Genomic DNA, 19,872 nt, shown 5'->3' with positions numbered 1-19,872 from the left:
CAGCGCCCCGGAGGCTGATGCTTGCCAACACAGAAGCAACATTCGGGTGCAACACGGGTGATGCAATCGACGTCGTAACTGTTGCGTGATGATTTCATACAAGACGCCGTAAGCACCCGGCAAAATCAAAGTCAAAGTTCTGAGTTCAGCCAAGTATCTGATATATCTAGAGGAAAAATCATCATGCCGCGAGGGGGAGCAAGACCCGGAGCGGGACGCCCAAAGGGACGGCTCAGCCAGGACACTAGGAAGCGTGTCGCGGCAGCTGCCAACCAGGGCATCACGCCGCTCGAATACATGCTGGCCGTTTTGCGTGACGAGCAGCAGGAGCACGAAGAGCGCATGAAGGCGGCCATCTCGGCAGCGCCGTACGTGCACCCGAGGCTCAACGCCGTCAACCACTCGGGCCAAGTCAACATCACGCACGAAGAGGCGCTATTGGCCCTCGGCAGTATCGACGACGCCATGAGTGAGCTGGACGCCGACACTGACGAGAACCACAGTGGCGTCACTCACTGACCGAGAGCGGGCGCTACGTCTCCAGTTCCGCGACGATTTCGAGTTCTACGCGCCTCGCGTCCTGAAGATACGGACGAAGGACGGGCCGACGCTTCCGTTCCGCCTGAACCGGACGCAGCTGGCGCTACACCACAGGCTGGAAAAGCAGCGCGCTGAAACCGGCAAGGTCCGCGCCATCGTCTTAAAGGGGCGACAAGTAGGGATCAGCACTTACATCGGCGGGCGGTTCTACTGGCGGGTGTCCCACTCTCCGGGCTCGCTCTGCCAGATCCTGACGCACTTGGACGACGCATCGGCCAACCTGTTCCAGATGGCGCGGCGGTTTCACGACTTCTGCCCCGACGTGCTGCGTCCTTCGACTGGCGCGGCGAACGCCAAGGAACTGATGTTCGACAAGCTCGGCTCTGGCTACAAAGTCTCAACGGCCGGAAGCCAGGCGGTCGGGCGGTCGTCCACGCTGCAGATGTTTCACGGCTCGGAGGTCGCGTTCTGGCCTCATGCTGGTGAGCACTTCGCAGGCATCATGCAGGCGCTGAGCAAGGGCGCCGGCTCCGAGTGCGTGCTTGAAAGCACCGCGAACGGGATCGGCAACACCTTTCACCGTCTGTGGCAGGCAGCCGAGCGCGGCGACAGCGAGTTCGAGCCGATCTTCCTGCCTTGGTTCTGGCACGAAGAATACCACGCGACACCGCCCGAAGGCTGGCAGCCGTCCGGCGAATGGGCAGACTACGAGGTCGCGCACAAGCTCAAGCGTGAGCAAACCTATTGGGCTTATTGCACGTCACGGGACATGTGCGCGGCCTCGGGCGGCGATCAGTCAGAGGTTCACTGGCAGTTCAAGCAAGAGTATCCGTCGACAGCAGCTGAGGCATTCCAGACGTCGGGCAACTCGTTCATCAGCGCGATTGCGGTGCTCAAGGCCCGCAAGGCGCAGGTTGAGCCATACGGCCCGATCATCCTTGGTGTGGATCTCGCGCGCGGCGGTGGCGACAAGACGGCCATCATCGATAGGCAGGGCCGCCGGCTTGGCAAGCACGTGTGTCGCTTGGTCGACCATCGCGACACGATGCAGACGGTTGGCGAGATACTGCAAGAGGCAAAGCGGCTCTATCCGCTCGGGCTGCGCCGGATCGTGGTCGACGCCACGGGCCTCGGTGGCCCTGTCTACGACCGCCTGAAGGAGATCCAGGGCGTCCGTGATCTGGTGCTTGGCGTCAACTTCGGGTCGAGGGCATTCGATGTCAGGAAGTACGCCAACAGACGCGCTGAAATGTGGGACACGATGCGCCAGTGGATCGAGGACAGTGACGCGCCCGTCCAGGTGCCCGACAGCGATGCGTTTCAGGCTGACGTTTGCGCGCCTGTCAGAGGGGCTGGCGCGACGGGGTTTAACTCGAACCAGCAGCTTGTGCTCGAAAGCAAAGACCACATCCGCGAGCGGCTCGGAAACTCGCCAGATATCGGCGACGCGGCAGCACTGACATTCGCGATCGATCCGGCTCAGCCTTTCGATCTTGACGACGATGACGACTTCGACCGTCCGCGCGGAAGCCGGGTCGAGAACACCACGGGATATTGATGGACTTCGAACCGCAGCCCGACGCCATGCCTGACGACGACAGGCCGGCGCATACCGAGGCTCCGTCGCTACAGACCATCGTGGTCCGGCTTGTCCGTCTCGCTCAGATGGACGACGCAACAGGCGAGTTCGAAGACGACAAGCTCGGAGCGCTCGGTCACCTCGTGTCGACCGAGTATCAGATTGACCGCTCAAGCCGCGACGATTGGGAGACCACTGCCCGACGCGCCATGAAAATGGCGAAGCAGCAGAAGGAGACCAAATCGCACCCGTGGCCAGGTGCGTCTAACGTCAAGTACCCGATGCTGACGACAGCAGCGCTCCAGTTCGCAGCCCGTGCCTACCCTGCGATTGTGCAGGGGCCTCGCATCGTCAAGTGCAAGGTGTCTGGTGCCGACCCCATGGGGCTGAAGGCCGCTGCCGCCGACCGCGTGTCGCAGCACATGAGCTATCAGTTGATGTGCGAGATGCCGGAGTGGGAGGAAGACACCGACACGCTGCTGCATCAGATCCCTATCGTCGGGTGCGCCTTCCGCAAGGTGTTCTACGACCCGCTGAGTGATGCCGGGTGCAAGTCGGAACTGGTCAGCGCGTTTGACCTCGTGGTCAACAACAGCGCCAAGTCGCTCGAAACCGTGCCGCGCGTGTCGCACGTTTTCCCGCTCTACCCGCACGAGGTCACAGAGCGCCAGCGCACAGGAGGGTTCCGCGACGTCGACCTGAAGTCTGAGAGCGCCGACCAGGAAGACACGTCAGCGCCGATGATGTTCATCGAGCAGCATCGCTGGTGGGACAGCGATGGCGACGGCTTCGCAGAGCCTTGGATTGTGACGATCCACGAGGCAAGCCAGAAGGTGGTGCGACTGGTCGCCAACTACGACATCGAGACCATTTCACTCGACATGCAGCGCGGGCGGATTGCCAAGCTCGGCAAGCGGAAGGACGTCGGGTTCGTCAAGATCCCGTTCATCCCTGATCCTGAGGGCGCGTTCTACGATATCGGGTTTGGCAAGCTGCTGGAGGCGGTTTCGGACGTCACCGACACGGCGCTCAACCAGATGATGGACGCTGGCAGCTTGCAGAACGCAGGAGGTGGGTTCATCGGGTCTGGCCTGAAGCTCGGCAAGACGAAGATCGAGGTGCGGCCGGGCCGCTGGCACAACGTCGAGGCGTCCGGGCCTGACGTGCGAGCGGCCATCGTGCCGCTGAACCACCCTGGACCGAGCCCGGTGCTTTTCCAGCTGCTCGGCATGATGGTTGAGGCGGGCCGCGAGATTGCAGCCGTAAAGGATGTGCTGACCGGCGACACCGGAAAGACGATGACGGCCACGGCTACCATGGCCCTGATCGAGCAGGGTCTGAAGGTGTTCACGGCCATCTTCAAGCGCGTGTTCCGCGCGATGACCAAAGAGTTCAAGCTGATCTTCGAGTGCAACAAGCGGCACTTCAACGGGGCCAAGTACATCCAGCTGCTCGATGAGCCGATCGAGGTAAGCCAGTTCGACTACATGGGCGACATGGACGTTCAGCCCGAGGCCGATCCGAACAACGTCACGGACATGCAGCGGCTCGCAAAGGCGCAGTTCCTCACCGAGCAGGTTGACAAGGGCGTTCCGTTTGTCGACGGGTTCGCGGCCTACAAGCGCGCCTTCGAAGCAATGCGGATCGAGCGGCTTGAAGAGGTGCTGAAGCAGCCCGACCAAGGCCCGAGCCCGATAGACGAGCTTCAGATTGAGGCCGGCAAAGCTGAAATCGAGAAGAACAAAGCCACGGCGGTGAAAACGGCAGCCGAAGCGCAGGGCGTTATGATCCAGAACGGCATCAACATGCTCACATTCCCGCCGATCGAGTTCAATCAGACCATGCCGATGCAGGGATTTGGCGGGATGATGCCGCCGGACGGCGGAATGCCGATCGATCCGGCAATGATGGGCGGTGCCGAGTTGCCTATGGAGCCTATGGCACCAATGGCCGACCCTATGGCGCCTGTCGAGCCGAACTATGAGCAGCCGCAGGTGATCCAGTGATCACGGTAGACCGCGACGACTTCGAGATTTGGGCGTCTCACCCGGTCACCGAGCTGCTGATCAAGGGACTGAAGGCAGAAGCGGCCCGCGCCAAACAGGTGTGGGTCGATGCTTCATGGGACGGCGAGAGAAACGACACGAGTTTGTTGGTGGCGCTCAAGGAACGAGCGCGGTTGGCGTTGGAGTTGAGCCAGATGGACGCAGGAACCATAGAGGTAATGCTGAATGGAGCCGATGAGGAAGCTTGAAATTACGCACCTGAACCTGAGCGGCATTGACCCGCTCGAATACAAGGTGCTCGTCCTGCCGGAGAAGGTCGAAGAGAAGACCAAAGGCGGAATTTTGCTGCCTGACGAGGTGAAGGAACGGGATCAGCACGCGGCCATGTGCGGCAAGCTGGTTGCCATGTCGCCGCTGGCGTTCTCCTACGAGGAAAACGCCCCGAAGCCTGACGTCGGGGACACGCTGATCTTCGCCCGGTATGCCGGCGTGATCATCAAGGGCGCTGACGGCTTGGATTACCGCATCATGAACGACAAGGACGTGGTGGGGGTGCGCCGTGGTTGACACTCAGCCCAATATTGAAACGCCGCAGGACGCGATTGACCACGCCGCGCGTGAGCAGGTCGAGCAGCAGCAGCCTGCGCAGGACGCCGCGCCAGCAGAGCCGAGCGTCGAAGACCGCGCCCGCGCAATGGGATGGGTCGACAAGGACCAGTTTCGCGGGCCGCCTGACAGGTGGCGCCCGGCCGAAGACTTCGTCAAGCGCGGCGAAGATGAACTGCCGATCCTCCGGGAGAACCTGCATCGGGCAACGCACAAGATCACGCAGCTTGAGCGTGACTATGCTAGCCGCATCGACGGAATCCAGCGGGCAACCGCCATCGCCTTGCAGAACCAGCGGGCGCAGATCGAAGCGCAGTACGAGCAGCGCATGCGGGATGCCGTCAACTACGGCGACCTGAACGCATACGACGCGCTGCGCAACGAGCGCGTTCAGGCAATCAACCAGTTCGATCAGCACGCAGTCGAGGCACTGTCGCAGCCTCAACAGCAGATGCAGCCGCAGACGCCGACATATGCCCCCGAGCAGGTGCCTGTCGTCCAGTCGTGGACCAAAAACAACCCTTGGTATGGTCGCGACCCTGAAATGAGCGCGGTCGCGTACCATTACAGCACTCGGATCGGCCAGCAGAATCCGCAGATGTCTTTGCAGGCAAACCTTGCCGAGACCGAGAAATATATGCGGCAGCGCTACCCCGAAGCGTTCCCGACGTCGCGGCCGACCGCCTCAGCTGCTCCGGTTGAGGCCGGCGGTTCGCGCATGGGGGCTTCTGTCCAGCGTGGTCCGGGCGTCGCGTCGCTCGATGCCGCAGCACTCGCTCTTGGTCGGCAGTTCGTGAAGGACGGCCTGTTCAAGAGCCTGGAAGACTACGCCAAAGCCGTACACGAGGGCTGATCATGAACGACACCAACACCACAGAGCGCGCACCGCGCGGTCGCGTCGAGGCAGAGCGCACCGAGCGCCGCCGCCGGCAGGAAGTCACTGGCGGTCGCCGATATCGGCTCTCCGTCTCCGGCAAAGATCCCAACTACGAATATCGCTGGATCAACGATATTCCGGGTCGCGTCCACCAGCTCACCAAGGATGATGACTGGGACGTGGTGCAATCGACTGGCGGCAAAGGAAACACGTCAGTCGGCACGCTGGATGAGCGCGTTGTGGACGCAAATGGCAGGAAAGCCATTCTCGTTCGCAAGCGCAAGGAGTGGTACGAGGCAGACAAACGCAAGGAACAGGGCATCGTCGAGGCGCGCGAGGAAGGATTGCGCCGGGGCGTGGCACCGAACTCCGAGGAAATGAAACAGCCTGACGGGATGTACGTCCCGCAAGGCGGCATCTCGATCGGCCGGGACGGCTGAACTCAACAAACAGGTGTGAACGATGGCAAATGCCGACACGCCGTTCGGGCTTCGCCCCGTTCGGCATCGCAACGGCGCGCCCTACAACGGTGCGGCCACGCGCTACTACGTGCCTGCCTCTGACAGCACTGCGCTGTTCATTGGTGACCCGGTGATCTTCGCCGGCTCTGCGGACGCCAACGGCGTGGCGTCTGTCACTCGTGCATCAGCCGCAGGCGGTGCCTACATGCTTGGCCCTGTCGTCGCGGTCGAGCCCGTGACGGCTGACTCTCTCCCGTACCGCGCGGCTTCGACCGAGCGCTATGTGTGGGTGGCCGATGACCCTGATCTGGTCTTCGAGATCCAAGAGGATTCGGTGGGTGGCGCTCTCGCGGCTGCGGATATCGGCCTCAACGCCGACATCGTGATTGCTGCCGGCTCCACTGCAACGGGCCGCTCTGGCGTAGAGCTGGACACCAGCACCAAGGCGACGACGAACACGCTTCAGCTTCGCATTCTCGGGCTGGTCCAGCGCCCCGACAACGAGGTTGGCGCTAACGCCAAGGTTCTCGTCACGATCAACCTGCACTCGCTGCGCAACCTGACGGGGATCTAACACATGGCTGGTGTAGAGACGACTGGCAATCATGCCAAAGCCCTCTGGCCCGGTGTCCGGGCCTGGTTCGGCGCCAAGTACAACAAGCACCCGCAAGAGTGGTCGAAGATCTTCGACGCACGGAACTCGGAAAAGAACTACGAGGAAGACGTCGAGATCACCGGCTATGGCCTTGCTCCGGTCAAGACCGAGGCCGGTTCGGTCGCCTACGACTCAATGAACCAGGGCGCGACTAAGCGTTACACGCACGTCGTCTATGGCCTTGGCTTCATCACGTCGGAGGAGGAGTTTGAGGACAACCTTTACAAGGACAAGAGCTTCCGGCGCACGGAGTTCCTGGCGTTCTCGATCGCTCAGACCGAGGAAATCGTCGCGGCGAACGTGCTGAACCGCGCGTTCAACTCGTCCTATACGGGCGCTGACGGCAAGGAACTGCTGGCGACGGATCACCCGTCTCTGGCTGGTACGTGGGCCAACGAGCTTGGCACCGCTGCCGACCTCTCGGAGGCCTCGCTTGAGGATCTTTGCACTCTCATCATGGAGGCGAAGAACTCTCGCGGGCTCAACATCGCGCTTATGCCAAAGCGGCTTATCGTGCCGCCGGCTCTGGCGTTCGATGCCGAGCGCATCCTGAAGTCGCAGCTTCAGAGCGGTTCAGAGACGAACGACATCAACGCGCTGCGTTCGATGGGGCTGTTCTCCGAGGGTGCTGTCGTCAACCACTACCTCACCGACTCGGATGCTTTTTTCGTCAAGACGAACGCTCCGTATGGCCTCACGCGCTTCACTCGCCGCGCTGCCGCGATCCAGAAGGATGGCGACTTCGATACCGGCAACATGAAGTGCAAGAGCACCATTCGGTTCTCGGTCGGCTGGACGGACCCGCGCGGCCTCTACGGCACGCCGGGAGCCTGACGATGACGAAGCACGCATACATCCCCGGTGACCCGTGGGGCATCTGTGACGTGTGCGGCTTCAAGTATCGGAAAAGCGAAATGCGCAGACGGTGGGACGGCCTCACCGTCTGCGGACCTGATTGGGAGCCACGGCACCCGCAGGAAGCGGTGCGCGGCCGGAAGGACCGGATCTTGGTCGACAACCCGAAACCGCCTCCGGCCGACGTGTTTATCGAGCCGGGCGACGTTACGAGGGATGATCTCTGATGGCGACCAGCGGCGCGATCACGAGCACGATGACGGCCGGTCAGGTCGTGACGCGGGCGCTGCGGATTTGCGCCGTGCTCGGTCGCGGCGAGACGGCAGAAGCCGAAGACATGCAGGACGGCGTTGTCTCGCTTAACCTGATGCTCAAGAGCTGGCAGGCGACGGGGCCAAATCTCTGGCGCGAGACTGACGGCAGCGTCACGCTTACCAACGCGACGGCGACCTACACGCTAAGCCCACGTCCGATCGAAGTGCTGTCGTGCAGGTATCGCAACGCATCTGGCACCGACATGCCGATGGAACAGCTCACCGACGACGAATACCAAGAGATTCCGCTTAAGACGTCAGCCGGCATCCCGACGACGTTCTACGTGAACAAGCAGCGCGACGCGACGACGATAACGGTTTGGCCAGTGCTCGCCACGGTGACGACCGAAACGCTCCGCTACAGCTATCAGCGCGTGATTGAGGACGTGACGGCGCAGAGCCAGCACATTGACGTGCCCCAGGAGGCACTTGACCTGGTGATCTACGGGCTGGCGTCTCGGTTTCTCGATGAGTTCGGCATCACGGGAGAGCGAGCGCGACGGATCGTTGATCGCTACATGGCGTTGAAGCAGCAGTTCGACGGCTTCGATCGCGAGCCGTTCGTGCAGTTTGTGCCGAGCTGGTCATGAGCGTTCGCGAGGTTCCGCTAGTCCTGCCGACCGAGAGCAATCCGGCGGCCTACGGGCATGCAGGACGGACGCGCATGGTCAACTGCCGAGCCGTTGCAGAAGGTGACGGCGCGAAGACCAATATTCAGATCCATCCCGTCTACGGATGGGCGGACTACCTCACTCTGTCGGCAGGCCAGAAGGTGCGGGCGCTGTTCTCGTTGGACAGCAACACGCTGCTCTCCGTGTGCGGGCGTTTCCTGCATCGTACCGACAGCGCTGGTACTGCAACCGTCGTCGGCGGCATCCCGACCGATGGTCCGGTCCAGATGGTGAGAAACCGCCGTCTTGACGCTCCGCAGGTGCTCATCGTCACGGACGGGCGAGCCTACGTCTATCAGGCCGGCACTCTGACTGAGGTTGGAGATCCAGACTACGCGGCTGCAATCGGCGTGACGGTGTTCAACGGTTACGGCATCCTTCCGGGACCGCAAGGCAAATGGCAGATCAGCGGGCTCGACGACTTCACGAGCTTTGACGCTCTGGAGTTTGCCTACGCCAACAGCCTGCCGGACGAGATCGTTTCTGCGATCAACCTTGAGGGAGGCATTGCGCTTCTCGGTGAGAGGTCGGTTGAGTTCTGGAGCGACAGCGGGGGCGCTGACTTCCCGTTTGTGAGGTCTGGCGTCAGAGAGGTCGGCTGCGCTGCTGGCGCGAGCGTGACGCGCGTTGGTCGCGCCGTGATGTTCATCGGGCATGACCGGACGGTTCGGCTGTTGACCGGGTACGAGCCTCAGAAGGTCAGCAATCCCGGCCTTGATCGCGCGCTAGACCGCGCTGACTTGTCGATTGTGGACGCATTCAGCTACGAGGCTGAAGGGCACACCTTCTATCAACTGTCGTGGGGCTCTGACCTTGGCGCCAACTCGGCAACGTGGGTCTTCGACGTTGCGACGGGCAAGTGGCATGAGCGGGAGTCCTACGGCTACACGCGATGCCGGGCCACCTGCTACGCCTATCACAACGGGCGGCACATCGTCGGCGACGGCACGGGCCGGCTCTACATCATGGGGCGAGACTACCATGACGAGGCCGGGCAACCGCTGATCGTTGATGTGCAGCCGGCTCCGGTCGACACGTTTCCCAACGGCGGCATCGTGCATCAAGTGGATCTTGACGCGGTGCCAGGCGTCGGCATCGACACGGCATCCACCGAGCGCGATCAGCAGCCTGTTGTGTCGCTCTCATACAGCGATGACGGGGGGCGCAATTTCGGGCGGGAGAGGACGCGCGGTCTTGGCTCAGACGGCGAGTTCAGGGCGCGGGTGAGGTGGCTCGCATGCGGTCAGGTCAACAGCGTTGGCCGCATCTGGCGGTTCCGAGCTGACGCGGCCGTGGCGCGGGCGTTTCTCAGAGCGTCGATGAATGTGGAAAAAAGGGAAACCTAATGGACCAGTACGGACCAGGGCGCTTTGCGCAACCGAACATGCCGGTTAACTATCTCCTCGATCCGTACCCGTCTAGCATGGGGCAGGATGAGGCCATGTCAGCGGCCATGCAGCAGGCGCGAGGTATGGGGCACCCGGCTATGGGTGCAGGATTGAGCACAGCCGGCTACACGCTTGGCTCTATCCCGTTCGGCTTGCTTAACTTGGCGGGCACTGGATTGGCTGGGTTTGGCGCAGCAACGCTTGACCCGGCTGCGGTCGCACTCGGGCTTGGTGGCGTCTACGTCGGCGGCAAAGGCTACGGCGAATTGATGGGTAAGGCTGATGCCAGCAACGCCGAGCGGCAATTTATGCTGCGCAACCCATACGGCACGCCGGGAACGCCGACGCATCGTGGCGCCGAGCGAGACAGCATGAACCTTGAGAACTACGGCGGGCAGTTCCCGCCCCGCTATCGATAAGCATCTATGACGGTAGAGAAGCGCGAGACATGACATCGCCTCGCCCGCCTCTGCAATCCGTACCGATCACGGGAGAGCAGGGGCGGTCACCGCCTGAGTGGTACAGGTTTTTCTCTCAGCTCTCGACTGAGGTTGCTTCGCTCCGAGCGCAGCTTGCGGCTGTCACAGGAGCGGAGTTGCAGGCTGTCGGCGTGACGCAGACAGAGCTGATCCCGTGGCTGATAGAGAGCCCTGCTGATGGCCCCTACGACGGCCTGTCTCAACCGTACGCGCTGACGGTGACGGAGGTGCATACGATCTGCCGGCAGGGCTCTGCATCGGTGCAGCTGCTCGTGGATGGCGAAGGTCTTGGGCCGTATGTCGACGTTGGTCCGACGCCGCGCAATCTAGCCGTGAGCCTGTCAATCCCGGCAGGGTCTAGCGTCGGCGTGCGTATGGCAAACGTCGCCGGCTGCGAGAAGGCTGCGATCACCTACGTCTGCACTCGTGAGCTGTCTACGTCATGAGGCCGATTGTCGTCGGCGGGGGCGACCGGAATACTCTGCTGCTGCTCAAAGGGGCGGATTTTGTTGATTCTTCCCCATACCAGCGGACGATAACTACCGTCGACGGTGAAATAGGCGAAGCAAATCAGGTTCCGTTCGGCAATTTCGGCCCTTATTACGATTTGTCCGGCTCTACGACGGCCACCGACAAGCGTATTGACGTTGACGACCGTGAGCTTGACAGCTTCTACAACTCCGCATTCACGGCCGAATGGTGGGGCGCTCGCGCGTCGCTGTCGCCAAGCACAAGTTACTGGTTGAGCAAAGGCGAATTCTCGTCATCCTACGATCCGCCAATAGGCGTTTATACGGGCGCTTCCAACGTTCTTATTCTGAGCGCCATCGATGGCACCGGATTTACAGGTCTCTCGTCCTACACGCTGGCCGATACGGATTGGCATCACTACGCGCTGGAGCGCTTCGGCGCGGGCGGTGACCTGTATCTCTACATCGACGGCGTGTTGATCTATCAGCTGGCCGTCGGTGACCTGATCGAGAACACCGGGCCGCTGCACATAGGCGGCTATCAGGTGGCAAGCAGCGTGTTCGGAATGAATGGCCTGATGGACGATTTTAGGCTGTCACGGATCGTCAGATATGGCGGCGATTTCACGCCGCCAGGCCCTCACAAGAGGTAAGCAGAATGGGCATCTTCTCGAATTGGAGCGGCGGCGACAGCCGGCGGGATCTGAAGCGTGGCGCTGCTACGGCTCAGGGCCGGTTTGATCAGGCTGGCCAGACCTACGGGCAGCAGTACGCTACGGCGCAGGGGAGGTTCGCGCCGTATGCCGAAACAGGCCAGAAGGCAAACAGCCTCTATTCGGACTTCCTCGGCCTGAACGGGCAGCCTGCGCAGCGGACGGCCTACGGGAACTATCAGGAGAGCCCGTATGCCGACTTCGACCGCGACCGGATCACGAGTGCCAACGCTCGCAGCATGAACGCTCGCGGCCTTGGGGGCTCAGGCGTCGAGGCTCTGGCGTCCGCCCGCGCGCTCCGCGAGTACGGCACGCAGGGGATGGAAACCTACCTGAACCGCCTGCAGGGCATGCAGGGGCAGGGCCTCGGCATCGCGAACACACTTGCCGGCCTCGATACCGGCTACGGCACCGCGATGGGGGGCCTTGAGGGGCAGCGTGCCGGCCTCGATACGCAGCTCGCGTCGGCGCTCGCGTCAACTAGGTCGATGGGCCTCCAGAACACGCTCGGGGCGATCAGTGGCCTTGGCGGGCTTGCCTTGGGTGGCATGACGCCGGGCGCTGGCGGGCTTAGCGCATTCGGCAACATCGCAAAGATGGCAGGAGGAGTGAACAGCCTGTTCGCGCCGTCTTCGGCGCCGATGTACGACCAAGGGCGGTGACACATGGCGATCCAGTTCAACCCGGTCAATTCCCTGATCGACTTCTCGGCTCTCGCCCCCCTTCAGCGCGGCCTTGAGGGGTACTCAAAGGGCATCAACCAAGCAGAGACGGTGCGCCTTGCGAAGGAAAAAGAGGCGCAGCAGAGGGCGAGCTACAACAGCCTCTTGGCGGACCCTGCAATGGGGCTTGACCCGGCCTATCGTCGCGTTCTAGCGGGCATGACGCCGCAGGACGGAAACAAGAGCCTTGCGGTCCGCATGTCGGATCGAGAGAAGGCGACGCAACGGCCTTGGTGGGCTGGTCCAGGCGGTGCCGTCGACCCGGCTTACCTGCAAGCGAAACAGGCCGGGGCGAACAGAACTACGGTCAACATGCCTCGGCAAGAGGTAGAATACGACAAAGCAATGGGTAAGAAGTACGCTGACGAGTTTTCGGCAGCGCGAAATGTACTGCCGACGGCTACCCGTACATTGGGCGAGCTTAAGGTGATTGAGAGGACGCTCGCTGATCCGAACCTGTACTCTGGCACAGCAGGAGATGCAGTGCTGTCACTGAAAAAGGCGGCCGGAACGATTTTTGGAGTAAATGTACAGGGTGTCGGGTCAGGAGAAGTGGTCCGTAATTTGGGCAAGGCAATCGCCCTTGGCAATCGAACGATGCTGCCCGGCACTCTTTCCAACGCTGATCGAGACTTCCTAGAGAAGATGTCGCCTAATCTAACAAACTCTCCAGAAGGCAACAGGCGCATCATAGCTTTGGCAATCATGTCTAAACAGTACGAAATCGATAGGGCCAAAGCATACTCTGACTATGCGCGGCGAAACAGAGGCCGCATAGACGTAGGCATTGACGACGTACTTGGGAAGATCGATCAGGACTACTCAGCGAAGGCGGCCGGGATCATGGATGAGTTGCGTGGCATGGCGCAGGCTGACAACCGATCACCGGCGGTCGGAACACCTGTCCAAGGCGGTTATGAAAATCTCCGCAAAATGTACGGTCTTGAGTGATGGCAGGTCCAGCGCGCTGGTCGAGCGACCTAGACGATAACATCAGGCGGTACGGGGCAGAAAGCGAGGAAGCTGCCCGCAACACTCTGCCGTACTATGTCCGCATTTACGAGCGCAGCAAGCAGCGGGAGGACCTAGATGCACTCAACGGGCGGCTCCGCTTGCTCGGTCTGCCTGACTATTCTCCGGAGCAGCTTGGGCAGCCACATCAGCCGCAAGGCATGCCGCCGGGTGACCCGGCGCAACAGCCGGCGAAGCCGGCTACAGGCACCACAGCGCCAAACCATTTCGTCCCGCGTGCAGAGCCGCCGCGCACTGCCGGGTTTGCTGCACCATCTCTGGAAGAAAACGGCGTCCTGCCGCCACCGCCGGCTGATCTCGGCAAGGTGGACAGAAATCTTTCTAAGCTGGTTTCGCGCAAGGCTCCGGACTCGGACATTGAGGCATACCTGAATGCCGAAGGTGTCACGCTTGATCAGGTCATGAAGTACAAGACCGAACGCCAGAATATGAGCGTCGGGGGCCGCATCGTGTCAGACGTGGCAGAGTTCGCCGGGAGCCTGCCGCGCAACCTATACAACTACGTGATCGGCGAGGAAGACCCGCGGAACAGGAGCCTGTCTGACGTTTGGCGGACGCCGGTCGGCAACGAAAAGGGTGAGGCTCGATACCTGTTCGATGCGACTGACGAGCTGGCCGGACTGACGGATGACCAAGCGCTTGACATCGCGAAAAAGCGGCTCGGCAACAGCTTTATTGGTGTCGAGAATGACAGCCGGGGCAGGCCAATCATCCAGTTCCGAGGCGCGGACGGAAAGACCGAGCGGGCCTATATCAACAAGCCCGGCCTTGACGCGGCCGACGTCAACAGGGCGATCGGCGGCGCCGTTCCGTATCTGGCATCTGCGACGCTTGCCGGGCGACTTGGTGGGGGCGCCGTTACTCAGGCCGGTCTGCAAGGCGTAGCGGCCGGGTCTACGTCGATCGGGCAGGACAAGGCTGCACAGGCGAAGGGCAGTGATCGCGGCGTAGACTTCTGGCGGGCCGGATTTGCTGCCGGCGGCGCTGGAGTTGGTCAGCTTGTCGGATCGGCCGTCTATCCGATGTTGCGGCAGTGGGTAAAAAGCCGCGAGCTTGTCGATGATGCAGGTAAGCTGACCGCTCGCGGCCGGCAGATGGCGCAGCGCGAAGGCATTGACCCGGATGATGTAGACGCCGAACTTGCAGCTTACATCGCACGGCAAACTGGGACGGCCAAAGACCAAGCAGAGGGCATGGTGTCCGCCCAAACCGGATACTTTGGCATCCCGACGACGAAGGGTCAGCGCACCAAAGATCCCCAAGCACTTCTGACCGAGAAAGACGCGCGCTATGGCACCCTTGGCAACGAGGCCAAGGACGTCATGCAGCAGTTTGACCGCGACCAGACGCAGGCGATCAGCCGAGCTGTCATCGGTGACCCGTCAGGCGCCGCCGGAAGTCAGCGCAGCATAGCTCCGATGATTGCGCCAAACCGCACACCAACTGAAATTGGCCGCGACCAGATCGGTCAAGGCATCCGTGGCGGGCTGGAGACGGCAAGAGCTGGCGCACGGACCGTCGAGGAAGAGGCGTGGGGCAAGGTCGGTCCCCTGATGCCAACGCCGGAGGCTGTGCAGACATTGCCACAGTTCCTGCTTAAAGCGCTCGGGACCCGGAAAATAGACCCGAAAGTTACGCCCAACGCGGCGTCGATGCTTGACGACCTAGAGGCCATGTTCAAGGGGCAGGACATGCGCCCCGGCTACGATGTTCTTGCAGGCCAGCCGGGCCGGATGAGTGTTGACGAGGTGCGGCGACGCTTGGGGCCGCTTGTCAACGCAAAAGACCCGGCCGACAGAGCCGCGGCGAAGGCGGTATATGGCGCCTTTAACGACTGGATAGACGACGCAGCCGAAAAGAGCTTGCTGCGAGGCGACCCGGCATCGGCCATGGCGCTTCGTGCGGCGCGGGCTGCTTCGCGCGATGTAAAGGGGCTGTTCGAGCCGCGCACCACGCAGGGCATGAAGGCGCCCGCTGCGAAGATCCTGGAGAGGATGGCAGCGGCCGACAGCGGTGAGGGTGTCGTGCGGGCGATGTTTGGTGCCGGCGGCCCGAAGGCGACGCCAGCCGAGGGCGTTGTCGATGCCGTCAAGAATTATCGCCGGATCGTCACGAAATACGGCGGAGAAGCAGGCAAAGACGCATGGAACGATGTTCGCCTTGCGTATTTCCTTCGCCTGACTATGGACGGCAAGGGGCAGGTGCAGACGCCTGGCAATCTGGCCAACTCTCTGGAGCAGGCGTTCGCCAGTCACGAAACGCTTATGCGGACGCTCTACACGCCGCGCGAGTTCGGACAAATTAAGCTGCTTGCCAAGGCCGTGCGGGAAGCAACCTACAAAGACCCGAACCCGAGCGGGTCTGGCGTGGCGACTCGTGCGCTGTTCCCGCAGCTTGTCCAGCAGGCATTGCAGACGCAATCCAAGCGAGAGCTTTTTTCAAAGCACAACGTGATAATGAGCCGCATATACTCGGCTCTCGCCAAGGCGGTCCCGAACATCGCCGGCGGCAAAGACTACGTTGGCGGGAAGGTCGCGCGGCGAATGACGTCTCAGGCTGTGACGCCTGCTCGCCCGCCTGTCGCTGGTGGCGCATATGGCGGCGTCAGTGGCTACGCGACGCAAGATCAAAGCAACAATGTGCCACTAAACTCACTCATCGACCCGGCATACCTACGATAAGGTAGATCAGGGCACACGGGATGATCCAGATCGCCCCGCCTCTTGCCTCCGCCGCGTCGTCGCGTTCCCTTCCCTCAAACGCGGCCTTGGCGCGCTGCCACATCGCCCATGCGATGGTCGGCAATAGATACAGCTCTGTGTAGAGCATTGCTGCGACGGCTCTCGGCTTGCCGGTCAGCAGGAAGAACATGGCCAGTCCGGTCAGTATCGCCCAACAGACGACAATCGCGATCAGATGCTTGAGCACTTCTCGCTTAAGCGACAATCGGAGCCCCTACAATGGCTGACTTCATCCCGGTATTCGATGCTGACAAGGTTTTCTTCGACGACAACGGAGACCCCGTGTCAGGCGGGTCTCTCACCTTCTACGAGGCCGGCACAACGACGGCAAGGGTTGTCTACAGCAACCCGGCTCTGACGGCAGGGTTCTCTTTGGGTAACGTCGTGCAGCTCAACTCTGCCGGGCGGCCTGTCTCAGGGGCCTCTATCGTCACGATCTACACGGGCGTAAACGCGTACAAGTACGTTGTGAAGGACGCGGACGGCGTTACCCTCCGCACGCACGACAACCAGCCCGGCGCGTTCGACACCAGCGACCTAGCGGAAGACGACGACGTGACCGGGCTCGGAACTGGAGCTACTGGCGTCACAACTGTCTCGGCAGACACGACGATTGCGACGACGGCAGAAGGTAAGCTGTACAACGTCAACCCGAGCGGCGGGTCGAAGACCATGACGCTGCCGTCTGCCGTCACTGCCGGCGACGGGTGGCTGATCGGCATCAGGCACGACGGATCTAGCAACTCGGTCCTGATCGCGACGGTATCGAGCCAGACGATCCAGCATCACGGGACTGACGTCACGACGCTTGCCCTGACCGGTAACGGCGAGACGGCGTGGCTGCAATCAGACGGGACCGGGTGGGTGCTCTCGTCCTACGTGCCGCCGATCGCGCGGAGCAACGGTCTTCATTGGGTTGTCGAGGACCAAACGGGCACGCCACCTGGCTCCCCGACGCCGGGACAGGTCTACATCGTCGGAGCGGCACCGAGCGGGGCTTGGAGCGGCTTTGCCGAGCACGACATTGCCGTTTATGCGGGGGCAGGGTGGATCAAATACACGCCCCCGACAGACTGCGGCTGGACGGCCTACGACAAGGACAGCAACACCAATTTGCAGTTTCAGGCGAGTGCATGGGTTGCGCTGGCCGGCGCGGTCGGAACCGGCCTGACACAGACCAGCGGCACATTCGCCGTCAACTTTGCTGACGCAACCGACATGGAGGCGGCGACGGAGACGGACGAGGCGGTCGTGCCGAGCTTGCAGCATCGGCATCCTGGCCACCCGAAGGCGTGGATCAGCTTTAACGGCGTCACCACGACTGCGATCTTGTCTGACTACGGCGTGTCGAGTGTGACCGATGACGGCACGGGCAAGACAACGATCTCATTCGACACGGCTTTCAGCAGCACAAATTACTCGTGGGTCGGCTCGGCTAGGTGGCACACGACAACCCTTGCTGGCCTTCTGACGGCGCGCTCGGTGGATGCCAAAACGACAACGCAGCTGTCGGTCGGCACGTCGTCCAGTTCGTCGGTTTCCGCGACCGATCTGCCCGAAGTCAACCTTGTGATCATGGGCGACCAGTGATCCTCTGGACGCGCCCTGACGGCGGGGTGAGCATCACCGTCCCGTCGCCGACGTGCATGCTCTGGATGCAGTACGGCGGACGTTGGGCCGACATGCCGGCTGGCTTCCTAGACACACAGATCGAGCGCAACATTGCTGACGGCGTTCTGGAGCCTGTTGCGGAGCGCTTCTGTAGGGCTCTGGCATTCGGCGGGCTGACCAGATCCGAGGCGCTGGCCGTGCTCCGTGACAGAGACTGCCGAAACGGCATGGCTCACGAGATCATAGACCCGGCAGGCCTGCCAGACCGGTGGTTCCGTGACGCATGGCGGCGCAGCCACAACGGCGGCCCGATCTGGCTGGACGTAGAGGACTGCCGGCGTATCCAGTGGGAGCGAGTGCAAACCATCGCCTACCAAGAGTCTCGCAAGCTACGCCCGCGAGAGATCAACCTAGGATCGCTCAGAGACGCGATCCTAGCAGCAGACGAGCCAGAGACTATCAGGAGGGTATGGCCCCATGGACTGGCGTAGTCAGCCAAGCACGGCGAAGCGTCTGGACGCATGCCGAGCCAATACGATAAACCAGCATTTTTCTCGCGTTCAAAAGAGTATGCAGGAGGATTTGCCAAGCGCGGCGGACAATCGGAGCCACGCGAGTTCCGAATGAAGATGGATAAGGCGTTCGTCGACAGCGCGCCGGTCACTGTCGAGCAATACAACCGGCTGGTGCAGGAGGTCGCGAAGCAAAACCCCAAAGTTGCACAGAGCATGGTTGACGACATCTTAGACGGCATCAGCGTTCAAGAGTTCGCAGAGTTCGCGCGACAAAGGGGTGGTGACATAGTGAGCGACAGCGGGGCGCTTGTCCGTCAGGCGATTCAACGCAACGTCGGCGATGACGTGTCGGTGTTCACAGGGGCGGGATACAACGCGGTAGATTCAGGGCGAGACGTTTGGCACCTGACCGGCGACGGCATTAGGCTCAGCAATGCTCTTTTCGATCCAACGAAAAGCGCCAGCCGCAATCTGCTGGCTGGCGTTCCCGGTGTTCCGTTCGTGATGCCGTCGAGCCAGGGCGGGGAGCTTTATTGATCCCAACCGGGCGTGGCGTCGGGTCCAAACTCTTCGCCGAACTTTTCGCGGTGCATCTTAACGTAGCAGTTCCAGACACGTTGCGCGCGGGACTTGAGGTGACCTGCCATGCCGCTTCGCATGGCGCAGCCAAGGTCGAAAGGATCTACTACGGCGGCCTCGTTGGCTTGCTCAAACAGATCCATATCCATCAGGCGCGCGGCTCTGTCGAAGTCGACCTTCTCGCCGCGTGACGTGAGTATGTACGTGTAGAACATGTTAGGCCTCTGTCTTGCGGATAACGGTTTCTATTGCGTCTCGCCGCGCTGCTGCGGCCTTGCGTAACGCGTCGATGTACTCGGCTGACGGCTCGTAACCTTCGGAAGTCCAGCGCCAGACCTGACGCGGGTCCACAGAAAGAACGCCCGCGACGGCGCGTTTCCACCGCGGGCCATAGAGAGCTTCACCGAGTATGCGTAGGCGTTCGACGTTGGTCATCTTGGATTAGCCTTTAGGAGCACTTTTGCCCACCGCATCTGCTCAGGCGGTCCAGCCTCAAGCGCGGCGGCCAGGGCATCCAGGTCGACGTGCTTGCTGCTCTTTTTTAGCATCCGCAGGATCGCTGACAGGCGCGTGTAGAGCATCTGGAAAAGCGCCGCCGTCGTCGGCCTACGCAAGCGGTGGTGGTAGTTCATGAGTGCCTCGCCTCCCTCTCGGCGCAGCGCCTCATATCCTCCAGCGCGTCCTTGTCAGATGCGTAAAAATCCGGGACGGGCCGCGCCGGATCGCTCGCAGCGTAGATCAGCATCGCCGCATTGGCGGTGCTGTCGAGGTGACGCTCCAGCTTATATCCAGCCTTACCGGCCAGGTGCACGACCCAGCCGGCCCGGCAGTGCGTGGTCGCGCATGTATGCCAGTCAGACATGTCGAGCGCTCCCTCGACCGAGGCGGCGGCATAGACACGCTGATGGATGTCAGCGATCACGGGAGCGTCGGCGATTGACCTGCCGCCTAGCCGGATCGACTCCGGCAGCGCCGTGATCGGCGTGCCGCTGAGGTAGAGACCGCCTCCGACTGTGAGTCCGTCCGGCAGCGCCGTGATCGGCGTGTCGCGGAGGTCG

General features: G+C 61.9%; 25 protein-coding genes. 20 read left to right on the top strand and 5 right to left on the bottom strand.

All coding sequences use genetic code 11. The features are described 5' to 3' along the window. Positions 1-297 precede the first annotated feature (297 nt). From Q0330_RS07980 to Q0330_RS07895, 18 genes are all read left to right on the top strand, one after another. A complete protein-coding gene (locus tag Q0330_RS07980; protein ID WP_299477026.1) occupies positions 298-519 on the top strand; it encodes a hypothetical protein in 222 nt (73 codons plus the stop codon). Next, positions 470-2,098 (top strand): hypothetical protein, encoded by a 1,629-nt coding sequence (locus Q0330_RS07975; RefSeq protein ID WP_299477024.1) that lies wholly within the window; start codon positions 470-472, stop codon positions 2,096-2,098. Before Q0330_RS07980 ends, Q0330_RS07975 begins: the two co-directional genes overlap by 50 nt. Further along, positions 2,098-4,125 (top strand): hypothetical protein, encoded by a 2,028-nt coding sequence (locus Q0330_RS07970; RefSeq protein ID WP_299477021.1) that lies wholly within the window; start codon positions 2,098-2,100, stop codon positions 4,123-4,125. The genes Q0330_RS07975 and Q0330_RS07970 overlap by 1 nt, the downstream gene beginning before the upstream one ends. Further along, positions 4,122-4,373 carry a hypothetical protein gene (locus Q0330_RS07965; protein ID WP_299477018.1) on the top strand — a complete coding sequence of 84 codons (252 nt, stop codon included), beginning with the start codon at positions 4,122-4,124 and terminating at the stop codon, positions 4,371-4,373. The genes Q0330_RS07970 and Q0330_RS07965 overlap by 4 nt, the downstream gene beginning before the upstream one ends. Continuing rightward, on the top strand, positions 4,360-4,692 hold the full coding sequence (locus Q0330_RS07960) for a hypothetical protein (protein WP_299477016.1): 333 nt from the start codon (positions 4,360-4,362) through the stop codon (positions 4,690-4,692). Before Q0330_RS07965 ends, Q0330_RS07960 begins: the two co-directional genes overlap by 14 nt. Beyond that, positions 4,685-5,584, top strand: coding sequence for a hypothetical protein (locus Q0330_RS07955; RefSeq protein WP_299477013.1), 900 nt, complete (start codon positions 4,685-4,687; stop codon positions 5,582-5,584). The genes Q0330_RS07960 and Q0330_RS07955 overlap by 8 nt, the downstream gene beginning before the upstream one ends. Before the next feature lie 2 nt (positions 5,585-5,586). Next, the gene (locus tag Q0330_RS07950; RefSeq protein ID WP_299477010.1) at positions 5,587-6,048 is read left to right on the top strand and encodes a hypothetical protein; all 462 of its coding nucleotides are present in this window, start codon (positions 5,587-5,589) and stop codon (positions 6,046-6,048) included. A 22-nt stretch (positions 6,049-6,070) separates the two neighbouring features. After that, positions 6,071-6,643, top strand: a complete 573-nt coding sequence (locus Q0330_RS07945; RefSeq protein WP_299477008.1) for a hypothetical protein — start codon at positions 6,071-6,073, stop codon at positions 6,641-6,643. A gap of 3 nt (positions 6,644-6,646) precedes the next feature. Beyond that, positions 6,647-7,558, top strand: coding sequence for a Mu-like prophage major head subunit gpT family protein (locus tag Q0330_RS07940; RefSeq protein ID WP_299477005.1), 912 nt, complete (start codon positions 6,647-6,649; stop codon positions 7,556-7,558). Positions 7,559-7,560: 2 nt separating this feature from the next. Further along, complete coding sequence (locus Q0330_RS07935) at positions 7,561-7,806, top strand: hypothetical protein (RefSeq protein WP_299477003.1); 246 nt, start codon at positions 7,561-7,563, stop codon at positions 7,804-7,806. Next, positions 7,806-8,483: a hypothetical protein gene (locus Q0330_RS07930; protein ID WP_299477000.1), complete on the top strand. Its 678-nt coding sequence runs from the start codon at positions 7,806-7,808 to the stop codon at positions 8,481-8,483. The genes Q0330_RS07935 and Q0330_RS07930 overlap by 1 nt, the downstream gene beginning before the upstream one ends. After that, entirely contained in the window at positions 8,480-9,910 is a 1,431-nt protein-coding gene (locus Q0330_RS07925) for a hypothetical protein (protein ID WP_299476997.1), read from the top strand. The genes Q0330_RS07930 and Q0330_RS07925 overlap by 4 nt, the downstream gene beginning before the upstream one ends. Then, a complete protein-coding gene (locus Q0330_RS07920; protein WP_299476994.1) occupies positions 9,910-10,371 on the top strand; it encodes a hypothetical protein in 462 nt (153 codons plus the stop codon). Before Q0330_RS07925 ends, Q0330_RS07920 begins: the two co-directional genes overlap by 1 nt. A gap of 176 nt (positions 10,372-10,547) precedes the next feature. After that, positions 10,548-10,877 carry a hypothetical protein gene (locus tag Q0330_RS07915; protein WP_299476991.1) on the top strand — a complete coding sequence of 110 codons (330 nt, stop codon included), beginning with the start codon at positions 10,548-10,550 and terminating at the stop codon, positions 10,875-10,877. Next, positions 10,874-11,554, top strand: coding sequence for a LamG-like jellyroll fold domain-containing protein (locus Q0330_RS07910; protein ID WP_299476988.1), 681 nt, complete (start codon positions 10,874-10,876; stop codon positions 11,552-11,554). The genes Q0330_RS07915 and Q0330_RS07910 overlap by 4 nt, the downstream gene beginning before the upstream one ends. 5 nt (positions 11,555-11,559) lie before the next feature. Next, complete coding sequence (locus Q0330_RS07905; protein ID WP_299476985.1) at positions 11,560-12,276, top strand: hypothetical protein; 717 nt, start codon at positions 11,560-11,562, stop codon at positions 12,274-12,276. 3 nt (positions 12,277-12,279) lie between these two features. Continuing rightward, on the top strand, positions 12,280-13,287 hold the full coding sequence (locus tag Q0330_RS07900; protein WP_299476983.1) for a hypothetical protein: 1,008 nt from the start codon (positions 12,280-12,282) through the stop codon (positions 13,285-13,287). Continuing rightward, positions 13,287-16,049, top strand: coding sequence for a hypothetical protein (locus tag Q0330_RS07895; RefSeq protein ID WP_299476981.1), 2,763 nt, complete (start codon positions 13,287-13,289; stop codon positions 16,047-16,049). Before Q0330_RS07900 ends, Q0330_RS07895 begins: the two co-directional genes overlap by 1 nt. Here the strand turns inward: Q0330_RS07895 and Q0330_RS07890 are convergent. After that, entirely contained in the window at positions 16,024-16,296 is a 273-nt protein-coding gene (locus tag Q0330_RS07890; RefSeq protein WP_299476978.1) for a hypothetical protein, read from the bottom strand. The two genes, Q0330_RS07895 and Q0330_RS07890, sit on opposite strands and share 26 nt — an antisense overlap. A gap of 32 nt (positions 16,297-16,328) precedes the next feature. On the opposite strand from Q0330_RS07890, the gene Q0330_RS07885 reads away from it, so the two are divergent. Continuing rightward, positions 16,329-17,699 (top strand): DUF2793 domain-containing protein, encoded by a 1,371-nt coding sequence (locus Q0330_RS07885; protein ID WP_299476976.1) that lies wholly within the window; start codon positions 16,329-16,331, stop codon positions 17,697-17,699. A 542-nt stretch (positions 17,700-18,241) separates the two neighbouring features. Further along, complete coding sequence (locus Q0330_RS07880; protein ID WP_299476973.1) at positions 18,242-18,772, top strand: hypothetical protein; 531 nt, start codon at positions 18,242-18,244, stop codon at positions 18,770-18,772. Here the strand turns inward: Q0330_RS07880 and Q0330_RS07875 are convergent. The 4 genes from Q0330_RS07875 to Q0330_RS07860 all read right to left on the bottom strand — a co-directional run. Next, positions 18,766-19,029, bottom strand: a complete 264-nt coding sequence (locus tag Q0330_RS07875) for a hypothetical protein (RefSeq protein WP_299476971.1) — start codon at positions 19,027-19,029, stop codon at positions 18,766-18,768. The genes Q0330_RS07880 and Q0330_RS07875 overlap by 7 nt on opposite strands. Before the next feature lies 1 nt (position 19,030). After that, entirely contained in the window at positions 19,031-19,249 is a 219-nt protein-coding gene (locus Q0330_RS07870) for a hypothetical protein (RefSeq protein WP_299476969.1), read from the bottom strand. Further along, positions 19,246-19,446, bottom strand: coding sequence for a hypothetical protein (locus tag Q0330_RS07865; protein WP_299476966.1), 201 nt, complete (start codon positions 19,444-19,446; stop codon positions 19,246-19,248). Before Q0330_RS07865 ends, Q0330_RS07870 begins: the two co-directional genes overlap by 4 nt. After that, on the bottom strand, positions 19,443-19,872 hold a 430-nt coding region (locus Q0330_RS07860), incomplete at its 5' end, for a hypothetical protein (protein WP_299476963.1). The genes Q0330_RS07860 and Q0330_RS07865, both read right to left, overlap by 4 nt.

Source organism: uncultured Paracoccus sp., assembly GCF_937873615.1.
Classification (GTDB): Bacteria; Pseudomonadota; Alphaproteobacteria; order Rhodobacterales; family Rhodobacteraceae; genus Paracoccus.
Note: the sequence above shows the minus strand (reverse complement) of the source record. Positions and strands in the feature narration are given on the sequence as shown.